Genomic DNA, 20,969 nt, shown 5'->3' on the forward strand with positions numbered 1-20,969 from the left:
AGACCCTTTCGTTACGCGGTATAGGTAACGGCTTTCACCGCTTCGACCACTTCGGCAACCGTCGGTAGCGCCAGCTTTTCCAGATTTGCCGCATAAGGCATCGGAACATCCTTACCGGCAATGGTCAGGATCGGCGCATCGAGATAATCGAAAGCCTGCTGCATGACGCGGGTGGCAATTTCCGTACCAACAGACGACTGCGGGAAACCTTCTTCCACCGTCACCAGGCGACCGGTCTTCTTGACCGATTCCACAACCGTTGGAATATCCATCGGTCGGATCGTGCGCAGATCGATGATTTCAACATCGATACCCTGCTGGGCCAGCTCTTCAGCCGCCTTGACAGCATAGGTCATGCCGATACCGAACGAAACAATGGTGGCGTCCTTCCCCTGCTTATGAATGCGCGCCTTGCCAATCGGCAGAACGAAATCGTCAAGCTTCGGTACATCGAAATGATGACCGTACAGGATTTCGTTTTCGAGGAAGATCACCGGATTCGGATCGCGAATGGCAGCCTTCAGCAAGCCCTTGGCGTCGGCTGCCGTGTACGGCATGACGACCTTGAGACCCGGAATGTGGCTGTACCAGGCCGCATAGCACTGCGAGTGCTGGGCAGCAACACGCGCAGCCGCACCGGACGGACCACGGAAGACCATCGGAGCGCCCATCTGTCCGCCGGACATATAAAGCGTCTTGGCAGCAGAGTTCACGATCTGGTCGATTGCCTGCATGGCAAAGTTGAAGGTCATGAACTCAACGATCGGACGCAGACCTGCAAAAGCAGCCCCTACACCTACACCGGCAAAACCATGTTCGGTGATCGGAGTATCGACAACACGCTTGGAACCGAACTCATCGAGAAGTCCCTGCGTGATCTTGTAAGCGCCCTGATATTCGGCAACTTCTTCACCCATCACGAAAACATTGGGATCGCGGCGCATTTCTTCGGCCATCGCATCACGAAGCGCTTCACGAACTGTCGTGGAAACCATTTCGGTGCCAGCCGGAATGTCCGGGTCGGACGCCACGTCGAGCGCCGGGGCCTTCGGAGCAGCGGGAACAGAATCAGCCTTCTTTTCTTCGGCTTTTGGCTCTTCCTTGGCTTCGTCCTTCGTTGCTGCAACTTTGGCAGCCGGAGCAGAGTCGATATCGGAAGCGCTTTCGCCATCACCGAGAAGCACAGCAATCGGCGTATTGACCTTCACGCCTTCGGTGCCTTCATCGACAAGGATCTTGCCGATCGTGCCTTCATCGACAGCTTCGACTTCCATCGTCGCCTTGTCGGTTTCAATTTCGGCAATCACATCGCCGGACGTAACCTTGTCGCCTTCTTTCTTCAGCCACTTCGAGAGCTTGCCCTCTTCCATGGTTGGGGAAAGTGCGGGCATGAGAATTTCTACGGGCATGACAACACCTTCCTGGAATTAGAGCAGAATATCCGTGTAGAGCTCGGATGCATCCGGCTCCGGATCGTTTTGAGCGAAATCGGCAGAATCGGCGACAATATCGCGGACATCCTTGTCGATTTCCTTCAGCTCTTCCTCGGTTGCCCAACCCTTGTCGATCAGACGCTGCTTGACCTGTTCGATCGGATCATGCTCGGAGCGCATCTTCTGCACTTCTTCCTTCGAGCGATACTTTGCCGGGTCAGACATGGAGTGACCGCGGTATCGATAGGTCTGCATATCGAGAATGATCGGCCCTTTGCCGGAACGCGTCCATTCCACAGCCAGATCGGCGGCAGCCTTGACCGCACGAACATCCATGCCATCAACCTGGATACCAGGAATATTGAAAGAGAGGCCGCGCTTCGAGAAGTCTGTTTCTGCGGACGAGCGCGAAACCGACGTGCCCATGGCATAGCGGTTGTTTTCGATAATGTAGACTACCGGCAGCTTCCACAGCGATGCCATGTTGAAGCTTTCGTAGACCTGCCCCTGATTGGAAGCGCCGTCACCGAAATAGGTGAGTGTAACATTGTCGTTGTCGCGATAGCGATTCGCGAATGCGAGGCCTGTGCCGAGCGAAACCTGCGCACCGACGATACCATGACCACCGTAGAAGTTCTTTTCTTTGGAGAACATGTGCATGGAGCCGCCCTTGCCCTTGGAAAGGCCGCTGCGACGTCCGGTCAGTTCAGCCATCACGCCGCGCGCGCTCATGCCCGCTGCAAGCATATGACCATGATCGCGATAGGCGGTGATAACCTGATCACCTTCCTTCAGCGCCATCTGCATGCCGACCACCACGGCCTCCTGGCCAATATAAAGGTGACAGAAACCGCCGATGAAGCCCATGCCATAAAGCTGGCCGGCCTTTTCTTCGAAACGCCGGATCAACAGCATCTCGCGATAAGCGTCCAGCTCCTGCTTCTTGTCGAAGTTCGCAGGTGCAGGTGCCTTGGGTGCAGTCACAGAAGACGCCTGCGTTTTGCTTGCAGGCGACTTTTTAGCCCTCGGTGCCATATCTCGCTCCCTAAATTGTCGTTCTATTGTGACGTTATACGGGCATATCACAAGATACAATATGCGCCCAGAGCATAGCTGCTATGTCGCCAAACCCTTAAAAACATACCACAAAAAGACAATTAACCGGATTTCAGTTAATTTGAACGGTCTTCCCTAGAGGTGATAATTGTCACTTCATCGGGATGGGAGAGATTAAGCGCTCTGCGCGCCTGCTCGTCAAGCATATCCTTCTCGATGGAACCGTCGCGCAAAAGCGTGACTCGCTTTTCGAGGGCGGTGCGATCTGCTGTCACCTGTTCGAGCTGCTTGGCGAGAAGGCTTTTCTGCTCTTCAAGCTGGATACGAGAGTAAAGACCAAATTCGCCATGATAGGCGTGAAAGCCAAAATAACTCAGAAACGCAGCCGTCAGAATGGGCAAAACAAAACGCCCACGGATCGATTTACGCTTCTGCTTGGTCCACATTTCGGCTTCCTTCCCGGATATTTAGTGCCACTGCGAATCCTGCGAAGGGCGTCAATCCGAATTCCACCATCAAGCATTATTTTGCTTAACAGAGATTTACCAAGAACGGATGTCGGAAGCGGACAATCGTGAATATTCCATGCTGTAGCAGACAGCTTGGAGCGCAAACTATTCAAACGGTCTCATTTCCAGCCTCAAAGGGAATCGGCGTCCAACGCTTTCTAGCTCCCCGGTTTACGCAAGCACCAATGATAGCGAGACGTGAGCGTCTATAGATTCTGACAGTCTCTCGAACCAGAAGCCGCATCAATGTAGGACGGATTTTTGCACGTTTGCGATTGCCGCCAATTGTACTTTCCAGACCGACCTGACGGCACAGCGCCGGGTAAGTCTGATAGACTGCAAAATTCGAGAACGGGCCAAACTCGGAATCAAACAGAAAATGATCCAGAGGGGCCGAAGGCTTTTCCATAAAGGCGAGCATACGCTGTGCGGCTGGCTTTGAGATGATATATCCCGCCGACAGAAGGTGCCGACTGCGCAGTCGTGCAACCGTGAAATGCGTTTCAGCGCAGGGCAGATGCGCCCCCAGAAGAACTGCCCTTTCATGAGTTTCAATCTTTATGATATCCGCATCGACAGGTATCCAGTTGCTTGAAGTAAACAGTTTGCCCGCATCGCGACCAAAAACGACATCATCTTCAAAGACTGCCGCATGGTCTTCTTCACCTTGTGCAATGAATTCGAGACATTTCTTATGGGAAAGAAAACAGCCTATTTCGGCAGGTGTGAGAGGATGTGGCCATTTTTGATTTGAGGCCAATGCATCCTGAACCTGCTCTGGAGTGAACATTCGCGCATCGACGGCGCCCACGCGCGTAAAGTCGCATCCCAGCTTGCGAAACTGCTCCATCATAAAAGCAAGCCGATCGCAGCTCCTGTCGAGATTAATCAGATAAGATTTCATGAAAGCCCCCTAGCGAGATGAACTCCTAGCGCGCATCCAGAAAAGTGTGAAACGGTTTTCTGCCAAGATCCACGTTCATACAAAGGATGAGAGCGCCGATCTACATCAATCAGATCGGCGCTCCAGGGTCGCCATAAATTGTCAATTACCACGGCAGACAGGCGAACTCTTGATCTTGCAAGCTAAACACTAGGGGCGATCAAACATCGACAATCGTGGAAAATCCGCCCATGATCATACGCTTGCCATCAAATGGCATTTGATCCCCCATCGCCTTCATGCGTGGGTCGCTCATCATCTTGCTGTTTGCAGCGTCGCGCGTTGCCTTGTCGGGATATTCAAACCAGGAGAACACAACCTCCTCGTCAGCCTCGGCCTTAACCGCACGTCGAAAATCGGTGACCTTGCCATCCGGCACATCATCTCCCCACGCTTCGACCATCCGCGTCACGCCAAACTCCTTGAATAACACTGCGGCTTCAGCGGCATGCTTGCGATAGACTTCCTTGTTCGCCTTGGGGACGGCGACGACAAATCCTTCAATGTAGGCCATTTTCTCTCTCCCGTTGATAAATCCGCCCACGGCTTCGTCAATTGAATTTCAAGCCGCTCCCCTCATCGGTTCGAACACCAATGCAATTATATTGATATCAATATAATTGCATTGGGTCAAATGCCGGATATCCGGGATCATATAATGCTAAAACGAAAAAAGGCGGGCCAAAGCCCGCCTCTTATAATTCTCAGAGAAAAATCAGAGGAACTTCAGTGCGTTGCGGCCGGCGTAGCGGGCTTGTTTGCCAAGTTCTTCTTCGATACGGATCAGTTGATTGTACTTGGCCGTACGGTCAGAACGAGCCAGCGAGCCGGTTTTAATCTGACCGCAGTTGGTTGCAACGGCGAGATCGGCAATCGTCGAATCCTCGGTTTCACCCGACCGGTGCGACATGACGGCAGTGTAGCCAGCCTTGTGAGCGGTTTCGACAGCGTCAAGCGTTTCAGACAGTGATCCGATCTGGTTGACCTTGACGAGAATCGAGTTGGCAACGCCCATACGGATACCGTCGCGGAGACGAGCCGAGTTTGTAACGAACAGATCATCGCCAACAAGCTGGCACTTGTTACCGATAAGATCGGTCAGATACTTCCAGCCTTCCCAGTCGTCTTCAGCCATACCATCTTCGATGGTGACGATAGGATAGTCGCCAGCGAGTTTGGCAAGATACTTTGCCTGAGCCTTTGGATCACGTGTCTTGCGTTCGCCTTCATAGACGTAGTTGCCATCCTTGAAGAATTCGGTCGCTGCGCAGTCGAGGCCAAGAGCGATATCTTCGCCCGGCTTGAAGCCCGCCTTTTCAATCGATTCCATGATGAAATCGAGTGCAGCCTGAGCATTCTTTAGGTTTGGAGCAAAGCCGCCTTCATCGCCGACGTTGGTGTTGTGACCGGCATCCTTGAGGCGCTTCTTAAGCGTATGGAAAACCTCAGAACCGTACCGAACAGCTTCACGAACCGACGAAGCGCCGACCGGCAGAATCATGAATTCCTGGAAATCGATCGGATTGTCGGCATGTGCGCCGCCATTGATGATGTTCATCATGGGGACCGGCAGAACATGGGCGTTTGCACCACCGACATAGCGATAAAGTGGAAGACCGGTCGCCTGGGCCGCAGCCTTGGCAACGGCAAGCGAAACACCCAGGATTGCATTGGCGCCGAGATTGCCCTTGTTGGCCGAACCGTCGAGCTCGATCATCGTCTGGTCGATAAGCAGTTGGCTTTCCGCATCCATGCCCGCAATAGCGTCAAAAATCTTACCATTAACAGCTTCAACGGCTTTTTCGACGCCCTTGCCGAGATAACGGCTGCCGCCGTCGCGCAGTTCTACGGCTTCATGCGCGCCGGTCGATGCGCCAGACGGAACGGCAGCACGTCCGAAAGAGCCATCTTCAAGCACGACGTCCACTTCGACGGTCGGGTTGCCGCGGCTGTCGAGAATTTCGCGGCCGACGATGTCGATGATTGCAGTCATAGGAACCAGTCCTTCCCTATAGATTGCCCCGCCATATCCGCGAGGCGCTTAACAAATCCGATGCGGCCATTTCTTAGCTCATAATCCTGAAAGTTTGCAGACATTTCAGAAAAGATTATGCACCTGGCCAGTTTTTAAGCCTTAACGAAACAAAAGGCGGAGGAAAATCCCCCGCCTTTTTAAATTCTTCGCGAACTGTTTAAAGCCCCTTCGCGATGCGATCAAAAGCCATGAGCTTTTCGAGAAGTGCAGGCATTTTATCCACCGGAACCATGTTCGGGCCATCGGATGGTGCATTATCCGGATCCTGATGCGTTTCGATGAAGAGCCCGGCAACGCCAACGGCAACGGCCGCACGCGCGAGTGTTTCGACGAATTCGCGCTGACCGCCGGTAGAACCACCCTGCCCGCCCGGTTGCTGCACGGAGTGAGTCGCATCAAATACGACCGGTGAGCCGAGACCTGCCATGATCGGCAAGGAACGCATGTCGGAAACGAGCGTATTATAACCGAACGACGCACCGCGTTCAGTTGCAAGCACATTCGGATTGCCGCTTTCCGTGATCTTGGAAAGAACGTTCTTCATATCCCACGGTGCCAGAAACTGCCCCTTCTTCACGTTCACGACACGTCCGGTCTTTGCGGCAGCAATCAACAGGTCGGTCTGGCGGCATAGAAATGCCGGGATTTGCAGGACATCGACCATAGGAGCAACTTCGGCACATTGCTCTTCAGTGTGGACATCCGTCAGCACCGGAAAGCCGAATTCCTTCTTAAGATCGGAAAAGACTTCCATTGCCTTTTCGAGGCCGATTCCACGCTCAGCCTTCAAGGATGTGCGATTGGCTTTATCGAAGCTGGACTTGTAAACGAGACCAATGCCGAGCTTATCGGTCATTTCCTTGAGGCGGCCTGCCATATCGAAAGCGTGTTCACGCGTTTCCATCTGGCATGGGCCTGCTATCAGGGCGAACGGCGCACTGTTTGAAAAAGTAACATTTCCGATTTTTACGGATGGATTGGCGGTCGCCATGACGTGAACCTCGATACTGAATGCCTCGCAAGCATCTTATCTGGCGTAAAGACTGGTCGAAAACAAGAGCACGGCCTGAAAGCAGAAATGAAAACGCGCCCCGAAAGGCGCGTTAGAGTTTCAGACCAGACGGCTCTGTTCAATCGCCGCTTCAATGAAGGAAGCGAACAGCGGATGCGGTTCGAACGGTCGGGACTTCAGTTCCGGATGGTATTGAACACCGATAAACCACGGGTGGTCAGGATATTCGACTGTCTCAGGCAGAACACCATCTGGGGACATGCCTGCGAAGTTCAGTCCGGCAGATTCCAGACGTTCCTTGTAGTCGATGTTGACTTCGTAGCGATGACGATGACGCTCGGAAATATCGGTCGAACCGTAGATTTCCGCGATCTTTGAACCGGAAGCAAGAGCTGCCTCATAAGCTCCAAGACGCATCGTGCCGCCAAGATCGCCAGCCGAAGCACGCTTCTCAAGCATATTACCCTTCAGCCACTCGGTCATAAGACCGACAACGGGTTCCTTGGTCGGGCCGAACTCTGTTGAAGAGGCGTTTTCGATACCGACGAGATTGCGTGCTGCTTCAATGCAGGCCATCTGCATACCGAAGCAGATACCGAAGTAAGGAACCTTGCGTTCGCGAGCGAACTTCGCTGCAAGAATCTTACCCTCTGCGCCACGTTCGCCAAAGCCGCCCGGCACCAGAATGCCGTGAACCTTTTCCAGATATGGAGCCGGATCTTCGCTTTCGAAGACTTCCGCCTCGATCCAGTCGAGGTTGACCTTCACCTTGTTGGCAAGGCCACCATGATAAAGCGCCTCGATCAATGACTTATAGGCATCCTTGAGGCCGGTATACTTGCCAACGATGGCGATAGTCACTTCGCCTTCCGGATTGTGGAGACGGTTGGAAACCTCTTCCCATCGATCCATGCGCGGCTTCGGAGCCGGATCGATACCGAATGCCGACAGAACTTCCGAATCAAGGCCTTCCTTGTGGTAGGCGATCGGAACATCGTAGATCGTAGCCACGTCGAGCGCCTGAATGACGGCGCTTTCGCGGACATTACAGAACAACGACAGCTTGCGACGTTCTGATTCAGGAATCTCGCGATCGGCGCGAACCAGAAGGATATCCGGAGCAATACCGATAGAGCGCAGTTCCTTGACCGAATGCTGAGTCGGCTTGGTCTTCAATTCGCCGGCTGCCGGAATATACGGCATCAAGGTCAGATGGATATAAACCGCCGTTCCGCGCGGCAACTCGTTACCAAGTTGGCGGATAGCTTCGAGGAAGGGCATGGCTTCGATGTCGCCAACCGTGCCGCCGATTTCGCAAAGAACGAAATCATAGTCTTCGTTGCCTTCAAGAACGAAGTTCTTGATCTCATCGGTCACATGAGGAATGACCTGAACCGTCGCACCGAGATAATCGCCGCGGCGTTCCTTTTCGATGATGTTACGGTAGATGCGACCGGTGGTAATGTTGTCCTGCTGGTTGGCAGGGCGACCGGTGAACCGCTCGTAATGGCCCAGATCAAGATCGGTTTCAGCACCATCGTCAGTGACAAATACCTCACCGTGCTGGTAAGGCGACATCGTGCCGGGATCGACATTCAGATAAGGGTCGAGTTTACGGATACGCACGCGGTAACCACGTGCCTGAAGGAGTGCAGCCAGTGCTGCAGCAGCTATGCCTTTTCCAAGGGAAGAAACCACGCCGCCAGTGATGAATACATATCGCGCCATGGGCTTATCTCGTTAGACTTTCTTGATTGATTCCGCCACAAAAAAATGCACCCCGGCGGTGTTTTTTCACCGAAGCCAGGCGGTAATCGTCGTTGCACAAAGAAAAACCGGAGCCAGAAACCCCGGAGCGAATACGTCTGTATTCTCTAGCGCCCCTATTCATATAAAGCCACGTCGAAGCTCGAAATCCACAGCTTCCACCTGCCAGAATAGCCATTTGCGCAAAAGAAAAGGCCGAACTCGTAAGCCCGGCCACATTCACATAGTCATTTGCAGATCAGAGAACAACCACTTCGGTGCCCAGACCGACGCGTTCATAAAGATCCATCACATCCTCGTTAATCATGCGGAAGCAGCCGTTGGAAGCCGAGCTGCCGATTGTCCAAGGCTGCACCGTGCCGTGAATGCGGATGTAGGTATCCTTGTTGCCCTGAAACAGATACATGGCGCGCGAACCAAGTGGATTGCCCGGACCGCCATCCATGCCGTTCTTGAAGCGACCATAGTGAGCAGGATCACGCTCGATCATTTCCTTGGTCGGAATCCAGCGCGGCCATTCGCGCTTGGCGCTGATCGTCGCCGTACCCTGGAATTCCAGACCCTGCTTGCCAACAGCAATACCATAGCGGCGCGCAGTCGAGGAGGTTTCCACAAGATAGAGGAAACGCTGCTTCGGATCGATCACAATCGTGCCCGGCTTGTAACCGGTGAAAGCAACTTCCTGCGGACGGAACTTTGGATCGACGCTATATTTGTTAGCCTTGACCGTATTGCCGCTCTTGGAAGCCTTTTTCTTCTTCGGCTTTTCCGGATTGGCCTTGGCATCGCTTGAAAGCGCAACTTGCTGAACGGTTGCGGCAGCCTCGTTGAGCTGCGCTTCAGCGCTTACCGGCGAGGCTGCAAATGCCGGAGCGGCTGCTCCAATGCAGAGACTTGCAATACCTGCCATCAGAATACGGCGTGAAAACATGTTCGGTTCCCGAAAATTCAAGCACAAGGGAGAAACGCCTGCCGCGTTCATTGCGACCAGACTTTCGCCCTGCTTACTGCAAAGCGATCCGGTTCTCAATTCGCTGCCACCATTGTGCAATGCGATTCGCTGCAGCGTATTGCCTAGCTGCAACACTTTGCAGCCCCATGGTTAACAAAAGGAAAACCGGCCACGAGGGCCGGTTTCGCATTCTGTTCATTTTGCCCGTGTTTTTACTGCGAGCTTGGAACCGGATTGGCCGGGGTTTCCGGAACAACCGGAGCCTGCGGCTGCGTAGCATCGGGCTGCGTTGCCGGCGCCTCAGCGCCCGGTGTGGTCTGATTGGCGTCAGGACGCGAAGACTCACCGCCCAACTGGTTAAGGATACCGCCACCATTGCCGCCTGCCGGAGCAGTCTGGCTGCCGGATGCAGCCGGAATACGGTTGAGGATATCGGTCGGCTTTTCACCGTAGCGCGCCATGATGCCCAGAATAAGCGAGGTCGCGAAGAAACCGATCGCGAGAATGGCTGTCGTGCGGGTCAGCGCGTTAGCCGCGCCACGAGCCGTCATGAACCCTGAACCGCCGCCAATGCCAAGGCCACCGCCTTCCGAACGCTGGATAAGCACAACGCCGACAAGCGCCAGCACGATCAACAAATGAATGACAATGATTACGGTCTGCATGGGTTACGGTCTTTATATCCCTAAAACTAGAGCGGCTCTTTACACGCTATTGTCCAATAATCCAAGCCCTGAGACCAAGATAGACAGACGTGACGTGCCGGTTACAAATTACGGTAGGTTTCGCATATGGCGAGAAAATCGTTCGCCTTCAAGCTCGCACCGCCGACAAGCGCCCCGTCAACATCCGCAACGCCCAGCAATTCCAGCGCATTTGAAGGCTTTACCGAACCGCCGTAGAGCAGTCGAAGATGCGCGCCCTTCGTGCCGAAGCGTTCAACCAGCTGCGAACGCATGAAGGCATGCGCAGCGCGTACGTCCTGCACCGTCGGCGTCAGCCCCGTACCGATCGCCCAAACCGGTTCGTAAGCAATGATCGTATTCTCAGCATTGACGCCATCCGGCAAGGAGCCAGCAAGCTGCTTGCCGATTACATCCAGCGTACGCTCTGCCTTGCGCTCATCAGCGGTTTCACCGACGCAAACAATTGCGATCAGTCCGGCAGTCCATGCGGCCTCGGTCTTGGCGCGGATGGTTTCATTGCTTTCATGATGGTCGGTCCGGCGCTCAGAATGACCGATGATGACATGCGTCGCGCCTGCTTCCTTCAGCATCTCGGCGGAAACATCGCCCGTATGCGCACCGGACACTTTATGGTGAGCATCCTGACCGCCGAGACCAACAGTCTCGCCTTCGAGCGTTTCAGCCGCGCGGGAAAGAAGTGTAGCAGGCACACAGATGACTGCATCGAGCTTGCGGCCGAGATCGGAGCTCAGACCGGCAGCAATCGCACGCAATTCGGTCAGGGATTCTCCCGTGCCATTCATCTTCCAGTTGCCAGCAACCAGCGGACGGATTCCCGGAGTCATTTTGTTCTCCTCGCCTGTTCAAAACAGCAGATGCGACCGCCTGTTGAGGGTCGGTCAGCACCAAAATTTGCCACTGACTAAGCGTATTCGTGCCGCAATGCAAATGTTCTTGAGTGCCTATATGCAATGAGACCTTGCATATAGGGCTGGCTTGAGGTTATCCCCTGACTGGCTCTATCTATAAAAGCCGAGCCTCGATTTGTTCTTGAAGGGTTTCCAATGCTCGACAGCCTGCGTTCCGCCGCTCAATCCTGGGTCGCCAAACTTCTGCTTGGCCTGCTTGTACTGAGCTTTGCGATCTGGGGCATCTCCGATGTCTTTCGCGGTGGCCTGTCAGGCAATGCCGCTTTGACGGCTGGCGGTTCCGAAGTGAGCGCCACTGATTATCGTTTCGCTTATGAGCAGCAGATGATGCGCCTGTCTCAACAGTTCCGCCAGCGTTTGACGCGCGAACAGGCAAAAACCCTCGGTGTCGAAAATCAAGTGCTCGCTCAGCTCGCAGCCGGTGTGGTTCTGGATGAAGGTGCGCGCAACATGCAGCTCGGCCTTTCCAAGGATGGAATTGCTCGACTGACTGGTGAAGATCCGGCTTTCCATGATGCAAGCGGCAACTTCAATCGTGCGCAGTTTGATGCGGTTCTTCGTCAGTCCGGCATTCGTGCGCAGGATTACCTGGACAATCGCGCGAAAGTGGCCCGCCGTCAGCAGATCGTGGAAGCTGCAACGGACGGCATCAAACTTCCAAACGCAGCATTGAAGGCGCTGGCTCTTTATCAGCGGGAAACCCGCAGCGCCGACTATGTGACCATTCAGGCTGAAAAGGCCGATGCTGTCCCTGCCCCGTCCGAAGATGCACTCAAGACTTATTTTGACGCGCACAAGGACGAGTACAAGGCGCCGGAATACCGGAAAATAACCTATGTGAAGCTGGAACCGGCCGATATTGCCGATCCGTCCGCCGTCACGCAGGACGAAATCAACGAATACCATGAAAAGAACAAGGACCGCTTCAGCACGATCGAAAAGCGCACCATCGAGCAATTGAGCTTTGCCGATGATGCCGCCGCCGAAGCTGCCCAGCAGAAAATTGCCGCTGGAACGAGCTTCACCGACATCGGCAAGGAGCAGGGCAAAACGGAAGACGACCTGAAGCTTGGTACGTTTGAGAAATCGGCTATTCCTGATCAGGCAGTTGCCGACGCAGCTTTTGCACTGGCGGAAAACGGTGTCAGCCCGGTCGTGAAGGGCGGCTTCGGTCCGGTTATCCTGCGCGTGACGCAGATCGAACCAGCTCATGTGAAGCCACAAGCCGAAGTTGAAGGCGAAATTCGCACCACGCTTGCCAACAATATCGCAGCAAGCAGCATCAGCGGCATTCATGACTCCTATGAGCAGGACCGTTCCGACGGCGCATCCATGGCTGATGTGGCAAAGAAGCTGAGCCTCAAGTCCGTCACGGTGGAAGCCGTCGATTCCGAGGGCAACGATCCTTCCGGTAATCCGGTGCAGTTGCCAAACTCGGAAGCGTTGCTTTCTGCGGCCTTCCAGGCTGATCAGGGTTTCGACAACGACGCCCTGACCATGAGCAATGTCGGCTATCTCTGGTACCAGATTGATGGTGTAACTCCGGCACGTGAACGTACGCTCGACGAAGTCAAGGACAAGGTTGTAGCAGCGTGGAAGGGCGAAGAGGCTGTCAAGCGCCTTAACCAGCGTGTAGACGAGCTGAAGAAGCGTCTTGACGGCGGCGCGACACTCGACGCAATCGCTGGAGAACTGGGCGTCGAGAAGCAGACCAAGCGTGGTATTGTTCGCACCACCAACGACGCCGATATCGGAACGGCTGCCGCAGCGCAGATTTTCCGTGGAGCAAATGGCCTGACCGGCAGCGCCGCAGCGCCTTCGGATGATGCACAGATCCTGTTCAAGGTTGTTGAAGTAACCGAACCTGCCGGAGCAGGTCCGGAAGCTATTCCGGAACAGCAGCAGAAGTATCTGGCGACGTCACTCTCGGATGACGTTCTCGAACAGCTCGTCGGCGAATTGCAGAAGCAGTACCCTGTGAAGATAAACCAGACCGTCATTAACAACGCTCTGGCGTTTTAAGGATGGTGGGCATTCAAAATGGCTGATCTAAAACCTTATATTGCGAAAGCTGCTGCTGGAGAGCCGCTTTCGCTCGAGGATTCCAGGGCCGCCTTCGACATCATGATGTCGGGCCAGGCAACGCCGTCGCAAATCGGCGGACTGCTGATGGCATTGCGTGTACGCGGTGAAACCGTGCCGGAAATCGCCGGTGCCGTTGCCTCCATGCGCTCGCGTATGTTGGGAGTTTCCGCTCCCGACAATGCTATCGATATTGTTGGAACCGGTGGTGATCAATCAGGCTCATACAACGTCTCAAGCTGCTCGGCGTTTGTTGTTGCTGGCGCGGGTGTTCCCGTCGCCAAGCATGGCAACCGCGCCCTCTCCTCCCGCTCCGGCGCAGCCGATGCGCTAGCCGCGCTCGGTATCAATATCGAGGCAGACGCGAGCATCATTGGTCGCAGCATTACAGAAGCCGGTCTTGGCTTCATGTTTGCGCCGATGCACCATTCTGCCATGCGCCATGTAGGCCCTTCCCGCGTTGAACTCGGCACACGCACCATCTTCAATCTGCTTGGCCCTCTTTCCAACCCGGCCAGTGTCAAGCGTCAGCTTGTCGGGGTATTCGCTCCACAATGGCTCGTGCCGCTGGCTGAAGTGCTCAAGGAACTCGGTTCCGAAGCGGCTTGGGTTGTCTATGGCGATGGTCTCGACGAAATGACTACCGCGGGCACGACACAGGTTGCTGCCCTCGAAAACGGTCAAATCCGCACCTTTGAGATCACACCGGAAGAAGTTGGACTCCGTCGTTGCGATCCGGCAGAACTGAAAGGCGGCGAGGCTTCGGTAAACGCCAAGGCTCTACTGGGTGTGCTTGAAGGCGAGAAAAACGCCTATCGAGATATCGTTCTGCTCAATTCGGGCGCGGCGCTCGTCATTTCTGGCAAAGCGGAAAATCTGAAAGAAGGCATCGCACTCGCTGCGCAATCCATCGACAGTGGTGCAGCACTTGCTGTTTTGCAGAAGGTGATTGCCGTTTCGAACGACAAGGCCGCCTGACGGAAAGGATTAAGTCATGTCCACTGACATTCTGCGCAAAATCGAGACTTACAAGCGCGAAGAAATCGCCGCTGCAAAGGCCAAGCGCACAGTCGCTGATTTGAAGGCACGAGCGCAGGACCAGGAAGCGCCGCGTGGTTTCCTCAAGGCATTGGAAGCGAAACGAGCCGCCAACGAATTCGCGCTGATCGCCGAGATCAAGAAGGCAAGTCCATCGAAAGGCCTGATCCGCCCTGATTTTGATCCGCCCGCACTCGCAAAAGCCTATGAAGCCGGTGGTGCTGCATGTCTCTCTGTTTTGACTGACACGCCTTCATTTCAAGGAGCACCCGAATTTCTAACGGCAGCTCGCAACGCTTGCGGTCTCCCTGCCCTACGCAAGGATTTTCTGTTCGATACCTATCAGGTACACGAAGCCCGTAGTTGGGGTGCCGATTGCATTCTGATCATTCTGGCGAGCGTCGATGATGATTTGGCGAAGGCGCTCGAAGATACTGCATTCGAACTCGGCATGGATGCACTCATCGAGGTGCACGACGAAGCCGAGATGGAACGCGCATTGAAGCTTTCATCGCATCTGCTCGGCGTTAACAATCGCAATCTGCGTACATTCGAGGTCGATCTGGCCGTTTCCGAACGCCTGTCGAAGATAGCTCCTTCCGATCGTATTCTGGTTGGTGAAAGCGGCATATTCACACACGAAGATTGCCTGCGTCTGGAGAAGTCGGGGATCGAGACGTTCCTCATCGGCGAGAGCCTGATGCGTAAGACAGATGTCGCAGCCGCGACGCGCGAGCTTCTGATCGGCAAGGCTTGAACAATGACGTCCAAGCTTACGCATATCGACCAGACCGGCGCTGCCAATATGGTGGATGTTGGGGCCAAGGACGAAACGGAACGTCAAGCCATGGCCGAAGGATCGGTCAAAATGAAGTCGGAAACGCTGGCGCTCATTCTGGAAGGCAATGCCGCGAAGGGCGACGTCATCGGCACGGCGCGTCTGGCGGGCATCATGGCGGCCAAAAAGACCGCCGACCTGATTCCCCTCTGCCATTCGCTGATGCTGACCAAAGTAGCTGTCGAGATTGAGCCGGATCAGGCACTGCCTGGCTTGCGCGTTCGCGCACTCGCCAAGCTCAAGGGACGTACCGGCGTGGAAATGGAAGCCCTCACCGCTGTTTCAGTCACGTGTCTTACGATCTACGACATGGCCAAAGCCGTCGACAAGCATATGGAGATCGGCGGGATCCGTGTTACCGAAAAGAGCGGCGGCAAGTCAGGTAACTGGAAGGCATAAACCGCTAAACTTTGCGCTGGATCAATTGTTCCGCACGGATTCCATGATCTAGACGGGTCTACAATTCAGTTCGAGAGGAAACGCCATGTCCCTTCTCCCCGTCGATGAAGCTCTGGCCCGCATCCTGAAATCCGCAGAGCCGCACGGCACAGAACAAGTCGCTTTGTCAGATGCGGGTGGGCGTGTAGTTGCAACATCTGTATTAGCACATTTTCTGCAGCCGCCTTTCGACGGGTCGGCCATGGACGGTTACGCCCTGATCGCACCAAACGACATCTCTTATCCCGTTAAGTTCGATATCATCGGCGAATCGGCCGCAGGTAATCGCTTCGAAGGCGAATTAGGGGTTGGACAGGCAGTTCGCATTTTTACCGGCGCGCCACTGCCCACAGGCACGGACACAATTGTCATTCAGGAGCACACTGAGCGTTTTGGCAACCGGCTAACCGTTCACGAAGGAATAGAGCCAGGACGGCATATACGCCGCGCGGGCCTCGATTTTTCGCCCGGCAGTATCGTCATTCCGAGCGGGCGTGAGTTGGACGCCGCTGCACTGTCGCTGGCAGCGGCCAGCGGTAATGCGAAGATCGGCGTATTCCAAAAGCCAAAAGTGGCAATTATTGCGACTGGTGATGAGCTTGTTCCTCCCGGTCAAATACCCGGAAAAGACCAGATTGTTGCATCGAACAGTGTGGGAATTGCCGAGATCGTAAGGCGAGCCAGCGGAACGCCACAAGATAAGGGGATCATTCCAGATGATCCCGCCAAAATCGAACAGGCAATCGCCGATGGCCTGCAAAGCGGCATCGACATTCTGGTGACTATCGGCGGCGCTTCCGTCGGCGACCGGGATTTTGTGCATGGCGCATTGCAGAAACTGGGCGTCAATCTCGACTTCTGGAAGATCGCCATGCGACCCGGAAAACCCCTGATGTATGGACGCATCGAAAAGAACGGCAAGATCGTCCATGTCATCGGCCTGCCGGGTAATCCTGTTTCAAGCCTCGTCTGCAGCCTTGTTTTTCTCCGTCCTCTTGTGGCCAAGCTTGCCGGAACCAGCCTTGATGCGGATATTCGACCAGCAAAGCTGGGTACTGCCCTGTCTGCAAACGATCATCGCCGCGACTATATTAGAGCTACCATCGAATCAGGTCCGGACGGAACGCTGATCGCAAAGCCGTTTCCACTCCAGGATTCGTCTATGCTTTCCGCTCTCGTCGGCTCGAAAGCACTTCTCATCAGGGACGAGAATGCTCCAGAGGCCGCAATCGGGGATGATTGTCGTGTCCTCATGCTATAGATTGAGTATGAATCTCGGCTCCCACTAAAGCATGAGAAAATCGATCTAACTCATGCTAAAATATATCTTATTCAGATCAGGCACTAAAGTGTCGTGTCAGTGATTGCCCCGTCCTGAAACATTCCGTTCAATCTCACCTTGAGCGTTAATGGTTTTAAAACCATTGCAGAACAAGACTGGAACATATAGTGTTCGTTCTGGTTTTGTTTTTCTCGATTCTTGGCCGGGAGGGTGTCGCGCATGTTAACCCGTAAACAGCACGAGCTTCTGCTGTTCATTCATGAACGTCTGAAAGAAACGGGCATTCCGCCATCTTTCGACGAAATGAAGGAGGCGCTCGATCTGGCTTCAAAATCGGGTATTCATCGTCTGATTACCGCTCTGGAAGAGCGTGGCTTCATTCGCCGTTTGCCAAACCGGGCACGCGCACTTGAGGTGTTGCGTCTGCCGGATTCCATCGCTCCCGGGCTCAATTCACAAAAGAAGTTCGCTCCCAGCGTTATCGAAGGCAGCCTGGGCAAAGCCCCGCCGCCACCGTCGCGCCCTGCCCCTGTGGCTACGAATGACGACACGACCGGAACTGTATCCGTACCGGTTATGGGGCGAATTGCTGCTGGTGTACCTATCTCCGCGATTCAGAATCAGACTCATTCCCTCAGCCTTCCACCCGAAATGATCGGCGCGGGCGAGCATTACGCGCTTGAGGTCCGAGGCGACTCAATGATTGATGCGGGAATTTTCGACGGAGACACGGTCATCATCAAGCGCGGCGAATCCGCGAATCCGGGTGAAATCGTAGTCGCTCTCGTCGATGACGAAGAGGCCACGTTGAAGCGCTTCCGTCGTAAGGGCGCATCTATTGCTCTCGAAGCAGCCAACCCTGCCTATGAAACACGGATCTTCGGCCCCGACCGAGTCCGGGTTCAAGGCAAGCTTGTCGGCCTGATCCGCCGCTACTAGTGGATTGAATTTGACGTTTGAGACTCTTCCGATATCAATCCCGTTTCAAACGTCAAATTTGAAAAATCCATTAGATTCATAAAGTTGCTAGTGGTCTTTTTGATTCCAACATTTGCTCAGCGCTCATATCCGAGGGATGCAAATGTCGGAATCAGACCACTAGAGCGCATCACGAAAAGTGTGAAGCTGCTCTGCGCAGGAATATACGTAAAGCAGAAAAATCAGGCATATTCATAGTTCCGTTTTAGCTGGAAGCGCTCGAAAGTCATTCGCAGCGATTTGCGTCGTCGTCGGCATCTGATGAACAGATCGCTGCATTCTTGGCTGGTCGGGATTTGGGCTTGTACTCGCGTTCAGCCAAACCGCGTGCCGCACGCGCATGGATGCGATGCAAATGCCAAGGACGGCTCGGCACGTCGACGGCATATGTCACTCGGTCGTCTGGCTGCAAATTGGAGATTAGCTGGCTCGGTTCGGGCTTAACAGTTTCATTCGCCCCGCCCGCTACAGTCATAATAGATCGGCTTTCATCTTGTCCTTCGCCAAGCCTGATCTCGACTGTCCCCTTCAGCGCCAGATCGCGCTTGCTGATACTGAGCGTTGCGGAGCGACGGCACGCAATGTCCTTACCCGGAACGGCGAGAATAACCACATCCCCGATATTACAGGCTATCTCCTGCATAGCCGCATCTGCGGTATAGGCTAGTGTGCGACCATCACGCAAAGTAATCGTGCACAATCCGTCGTCACATTCGAAGCCGCTATAATTGGCCTGCTTCTCGTTTTTAACCGAAGGCGGCGAAACGAACTCCTCGACCAGATAAGCGGTTTTCCAATTGTCGATCGTAAACTGTGACGGTCGATTTCGATTCACCGCGAACCTCCCATCCGCCAATCGAACCCCGACCAGTTTAGCGTCTTCTGAGACCACGATATCTGGAAAAGGTTCACGAACGAAAACCACCAGTCCCAAGATGATGAAAGGCAGTGCCAGCGCTTTCAGTCTGGTGGAAAGCAGAACGAGCAGAACGAGCACAACGGTCCAGAGGAGAAGTGTAAGCGCGGGCATCGCTCCGGGATTACCATCGGGCGACCAAGTTGCAACGAAGGCAGCAATGTTTCTAACGGCCCAAATCCCCCAGCCCATGACCTGCAAGGGCACCCAGTCAAGCTGCACTGGCATCAACACGAGACTGAAAACGGCAAACGGCATGACGAGAATAGCGATTACAGGCTCGGCAAGAACATTTCCCACCAGACCGAACGGCGCAGTATTGTTGAAATGATAAGCGGCAAAAATTCCGCTGGCCAATCCCGCTATGAGAGAAGTTCCTGCTGCTGCCGTGACTGGTTTCAGAATTCTACCAGCAAAGCCATGAGGAGCCTTGGCACGCTTTTCTGTGCCAATGTGCCTGTTTCTGTTGTACTCACTCCACCCGGCGTAACCGGCAATCAATGCCGCCGTGGCAGAGAATGACATTTGAAAACTTGGCCCCAATATCTCGTGAGGGGAAATGGCAATCATGGCGAGAGCCGCAATAGCCAGATTGCGCATGCTGATGGCCGCACGGTCCACCAGCAGGGCCCCAAGCATGACCGCAATCATCACATAGCTTCGTTGTGCAGCAACATCCGCACCGGACATGGCAAGATAGAAGGTACAGCTTAGCAAGGAGAGAAATGCCGCGTATTTCTTCACGGGATGCCGCACGCTAAACGCCGGAAACAGCGCGAAGAGAGACCTCAGTGACAGCATGACGACTCCGGCTGCAAGCGCCATATGCAAACCGGAAATCGACAAGATATGTGCAAGCCCCGCCTTGCGCAGATCTTCGTTCGTCTGCTCGCTAATCCCCGCCCGCGTGCCTGCGACAAGTGCTGAGGCGACACTGCCATCCTCCCCACCTATCACTTCCTCGATTCGTTCAGACACCCGAACACGCAACATGGCAATCCATTGGGAAATTTCCGCAGTCAGTTCATCTGGCGGAGAAACCATCGTCACTTTGGGTGTTCCGAGAAAGAACCCGTTGGCACCAATGCCATTGAAATAGGCGTGGAACGAAAAGTCATAATTGCCGGGACGAACCGGACCTGAAGGGGTACGCAATCGAACAAAACCTGTCAGTCCGCCGCCGATGGCAGTTGACGCAGGTATGTCCCTCGCATTGATCCGAATACGCTTGGGTGGAAAACGGAGTTTTGGACGCTCTGTCTGAAGCACATCAAGCGTTATCCGCCAGCTTCCATTATCCTGATATTCAAGCGCGACAACCCGGCCCGTTACGCGCGTCGCCACATCGGAACCTAGCATCGGTGTCGAACGGCGTTCCGTCTCCCATTTGCCGGCCAACACCCCTGCCAGCAGAGCGACTATCAATGTCACGCCTTGCGCAGCAGCGAATTGCCTGCGCGTCAAAAACCGCAATATTACGGCGATCCCGAGCATGGACAAAAGCGGTGTCCATGCAGGCTCGAATGAAAGCGTGAAATAGATAATTGCGCCAATACCAGCAAAAACTGGCAGCAAAAGAAAGTATACGCCGCGTCCCGCCTCAGTTTCGACCGCTGCCTTAAACTGCCTGCCCGAGACCGACGGTATAGAAAGGAACCGTTCATACAGGGTCGGCGCAGACGGCTTGACCGGCGGTGAATTTACCGAAAGCCCGGTTTCATCCTGAGGCCAGACCTCTGGCAACAGAGCGCGCACCAAACCGTCGGGCATGCTTTTCACAAGCGCCCGTTCGTTTGCATCGCTCGCTTCCCTGATGCCTGTCATGCCCCCGCCTGACCGCAAAAGTTGGTCCAAACCGCCGGAATACCCCGAAAGAACGACGGCACATTCGTGCGAAAGCAGCGTGAAGCCCTTGCGCACATTGCTGCCTATGCTACATGAACCGCAGCCGAAATCGAGTGGGTTCGCATAGCGAACCGCGATTACCTGCCGGACAGTCTCGTGCAGGCATTGGAATTCAAGTTCGCGCCTGTGTCTCCGGCATTTGCCGCTGCTCTAAAAAGGCGCACGACATA

Annotated in this window: 18 protein-coding genes; 6 read left to right on the top strand and 12 right to left on the bottom strand. The window is 54.5% G+C overall.

The features are described 5' to 3' along the window. Positions 1-11: 11 nt before the first annotated feature. The 11 genes from F9K91_RS22905 to tpiA form a co-directional block, all read right to left on the bottom strand. Positions 12-1,409 carry a pyruvate dehydrogenase complex E1 component subunit beta gene (locus F9K91_RS22905; RefSeq protein ID WP_151556480.1) on the bottom strand — a complete coding sequence of 466 codons (1,398 nt, stop codon included), beginning with the start codon at positions 1,407-1,409 and terminating at the stop codon, positions 12-14. An 18-nt stretch (positions 1,410-1,427) separates the two neighbouring features. Next, on the bottom strand, positions 1,428-2,468 hold the full coding sequence (gene pdhA, locus F9K91_RS22910) for a pyruvate dehydrogenase (acetyl-transferring) E1 component subunit alpha (protein ID WP_151556479.1): 1,041 nt from the start codon (positions 2,466-2,468) through the stop codon (positions 1,428-1,430). A gap of 137 nt (positions 2,469-2,605) precedes the next feature. Then, complete coding sequence (locus F9K91_RS22915; protein ID WP_061346222.1) at positions 2,606-2,935, bottom strand: FtsB family cell division protein; 330 nt, start codon at positions 2,933-2,935, stop codon at positions 2,606-2,608. A gap of 172 nt (positions 2,936-3,107) precedes the next feature. Further along, positions 3,108-3,902: a glycosyltransferase family 25 protein gene (locus tag F9K91_RS22920; protein ID WP_151678819.1), complete on the bottom strand. Its 795-nt coding sequence runs from the start codon at positions 3,900-3,902 to the stop codon at positions 3,108-3,110. 199 nt (positions 3,903-4,101) lie between these two features. Beyond that, complete coding sequence (locus F9K91_RS22925; RefSeq protein WP_061346220.1) at positions 4,102-4,455, bottom strand: DUF1428 domain-containing protein; 354 nt, start codon at positions 4,453-4,455, stop codon at positions 4,102-4,104. Positions 4,456-4,656: 201 nt separating this feature from the next. After that, a complete protein-coding gene (gene eno, locus F9K91_RS22930; RefSeq protein ID WP_151556477.1) occupies positions 4,657-5,934 on the bottom strand; it encodes a phosphopyruvate hydratase in 1,278 nt (425 codons plus the stop codon). 199 nt (positions 5,935-6,133) lie between these two features. Further along, positions 6,134-6,967 carry a 3-deoxy-8-phosphooctulonate synthase gene (gene kdsA, locus F9K91_RS22935; RefSeq protein WP_151556476.1) on the bottom strand — a complete coding sequence of 278 codons (834 nt, stop codon included), beginning with the start codon at positions 6,965-6,967 and terminating at the stop codon, positions 6,134-6,136. A 120-nt stretch (positions 6,968-7,087) separates the two neighbouring features. Continuing rightward, positions 7,088-8,716, bottom strand: a complete 1,629-nt coding sequence (locus tag F9K91_RS22940) for a CTP synthase (protein WP_151556475.1) — start codon at positions 8,714-8,716, stop codon at positions 7,088-7,090. 277 nt (positions 8,717-8,993) lie between these two features. Further along, a complete protein-coding gene (locus F9K91_RS22945) occupies positions 8,994-9,686 on the bottom strand; it encodes a L,D-transpeptidase (protein WP_151556474.1) in 693 nt (230 codons plus the stop codon). 233 nt (positions 9,687-9,919) lie between these two features. Continuing rightward, positions 9,920-10,372 carry a preprotein translocase subunit SecG gene (gene secG, locus F9K91_RS22950; RefSeq protein ID WP_151556473.1) on the bottom strand — a complete coding sequence of 151 codons (453 nt, stop codon included), beginning with the start codon at positions 10,370-10,372 and terminating at the stop codon, positions 9,920-9,922. Between the two features lie 101 nt (positions 10,373-10,473). Next, on the bottom strand, positions 10,474-11,238 hold the full coding sequence (gene tpiA, locus F9K91_RS22955; protein WP_151678820.1) for a triose-phosphate isomerase: 765 nt from the start codon (positions 11,236-11,238) through the stop codon (positions 10,474-10,476). Between the two features lie 219 nt (positions 11,239-11,457). On the opposite strand from tpiA, the gene F9K91_RS22960 reads away from it, so the two are divergent. The 6 genes from F9K91_RS22960 (at position 11,458) to lexA (ending at position 17,939) form a co-directional block, all read left to right on the top strand. Next, on the top strand, positions 11,458-13,344 hold the full coding sequence (locus F9K91_RS22960) for a peptidyl-prolyl cis-trans isomerase (protein ID WP_151678821.1): 1,887 nt from the start codon (positions 11,458-11,460) through the stop codon (positions 13,342-13,344). A gap of 18 nt (positions 13,345-13,362) precedes the next feature. Beyond that, positions 13,363-14,382, top strand: coding sequence for an anthranilate phosphoribosyltransferase (gene trpD, locus F9K91_RS22965; RefSeq protein WP_151678822.1), 1,020 nt, complete (start codon positions 13,363-13,365; stop codon positions 14,380-14,382). A gap of 16 nt (positions 14,383-14,398) precedes the next feature. After that, positions 14,399-15,199 (top strand): indole-3-glycerol phosphate synthase TrpC, encoded by an 801-nt coding sequence (gene trpC, locus F9K91_RS22970; protein WP_151678823.1) that lies wholly within the window; start codon positions 14,399-14,401, stop codon positions 15,197-15,199. Between the two features lie 3 nt (positions 15,200-15,202). Then, on the top strand, positions 15,203-15,679 hold the full coding sequence (gene moaC / locus F9K91_RS22975; RefSeq protein WP_151556468.1) for a cyclic pyranopterin monophosphate synthase MoaC: 477 nt from the start codon (positions 15,203-15,205) through the stop codon (positions 15,677-15,679). A gap of 85 nt (positions 15,680-15,764) precedes the next feature. Further along, positions 15,765-16,979, top strand: coding sequence for a molybdopterin molybdotransferase MoeA (locus F9K91_RS22980; RefSeq protein WP_151678824.1), 1,215 nt, complete (start codon positions 15,765-15,767; stop codon positions 16,977-16,979). Between the two features lie 240 nt (positions 16,980-17,219). Then, positions 17,220-17,939 carry a transcriptional repressor LexA gene (gene lexA / locus F9K91_RS22985; RefSeq protein ID WP_151556466.1) on the top strand — a complete coding sequence of 240 codons (720 nt, stop codon included), beginning with the start codon at positions 17,220-17,222 and terminating at the stop codon, positions 17,937-17,939. Positions 17,940-18,204: 265 nt separating this feature from the next. On the opposite strand, the gene F9K91_RS22990 is transcribed toward lexA, so the two are convergent. After that, the gene (locus F9K91_RS22990) at positions 18,205-20,718 is read right to left on the bottom strand and encodes a ComEC/Rec2 family competence protein (protein ID WP_151678825.1); all 2,514 of its coding nucleotides are present in this window, start codon (positions 20,716-20,718) and stop codon (positions 18,205-18,207) included. Between the last annotated feature and the right edge of the window lie 251 nt (positions 20,719-20,969).

The organism is Brucella tritici (genome assembly GCF_008932295.1).
Lineage (GTDB): Bacteria > Pseudomonadota > Alphaproteobacteria > Rhizobiales > Rhizobiaceae > Brucella > Brucella tritici.

Excerpts from the sequence above, each read along its gene's own strand:
- pdhA (WP_151556479.1), bottom strand. The coding sequence starts at position 2,468 with ATGGCACCGAGGGCTAAAAAGTCGCCTGCAAGCAAAACGCAGGCGTCT.
- kdsA (WP_151556476.1), bottom strand. The coding sequence starts at position 6,967 with ATGGCGACCGCCAATCCATCCGTAAAAATCGGAAATGTTACTTTTTCA.
- F9K91_RS22915 (WP_061346222.1), bottom strand. The coding sequence starts at position 2,935 with ATGTGGACCAAGCAGAAGCGTAAATCGATCCGTGGGCGTTTTGTTTTG.
- trpD (WP_151678822.1), top strand. The coding sequence starts at position 13,363 with ATGGCTGATCTAAAACCTTATATTGCGAAAGCTGCTGCTGGAGAGCCG.
- moaC (WP_151556468.1), top strand. The coding sequence starts at position 15,203 with ATGACGTCCAAGCTTACGCATATCGACCAGACCGGCGCTGCCAATATG.
- F9K91_RS22945 (WP_151556474.1), bottom strand. The coding sequence starts at position 9,686 with ATGTTTTCACGCCGTATTCTGATGGCAGGTATTGCAAGTCTCTGCATT.
- F9K91_RS22990 (WP_151678825.1), bottom strand. The coding sequence starts at position 20,718 with ATGACAGGCATCAGGGAAGCGAGCGATGCAAACGAACGGGCGCTTGTG.
- F9K91_RS22980 (WP_151678824.1), top strand. The coding sequence starts at position 15,765 with ATGTCCCTTCTCCCCGTCGATGAAGCTCTGGCCCGCATCCTGAAATCC.
- tpiA (WP_151678820.1), bottom strand. The coding sequence starts at position 11,238 with ATGACTCCGGGAATCCGTCCGCTGGTTGCTGGCAACTGGAAGATGAAT.
- eno (WP_151556477.1), bottom strand. The coding sequence starts at position 5,934 with ATGACTGCAATCATCGACATCGTCGGCCGCGAAATTCTCGACAGCCGC.
- lexA (WP_151556466.1), top strand. The coding sequence starts at position 17,220 with ATGTTAACCCGTAAACAGCACGAGCTTCTGCTGTTCATTCATGAACGT.
- F9K91_RS22925 (WP_061346220.1), bottom strand. The coding sequence starts at position 4,455 with ATGGCCTACATTGAAGGATTTGTCGTCGCCGTCCCCAAGGCGAACAAG.
- trpC (WP_151678823.1), top strand. The coding sequence starts at position 14,399 with ATGTCCACTGACATTCTGCGCAAAATCGAGACTTACAAGCGCGAAGAA.
- secG (WP_151556473.1), bottom strand. The coding sequence starts at position 10,372 with ATGCAGACCGTAATCATTGTCATTCATTTGTTGATCGTGCTGGCGCTT.
- F9K91_RS22960 (WP_151678821.1), top strand. The coding sequence starts at position 11,458 with ATGCTCGACAGCCTGCGTTCCGCCGCTCAATCCTGGGTCGCCAAACTT.
- F9K91_RS22920 (WP_151678819.1), bottom strand. The coding sequence starts at position 3,902 with ATGAAATCTTATCTGATTAATCTCGACAGGAGCTGCGATCGGCTTGCT.
- F9K91_RS22940 (WP_151556475.1), bottom strand. The coding sequence starts at position 8,716 with ATGGCGCGATATGTATTCATCACTGGCGGCGTGGTTTCTTCCCTTGGA.
- F9K91_RS22905 (WP_151556480.1), bottom strand. The coding sequence starts at position 1,409 with ATGCCCGTAGAAATTCTCATGCCCGCACTTTCCCCAACCATGGAAGAG.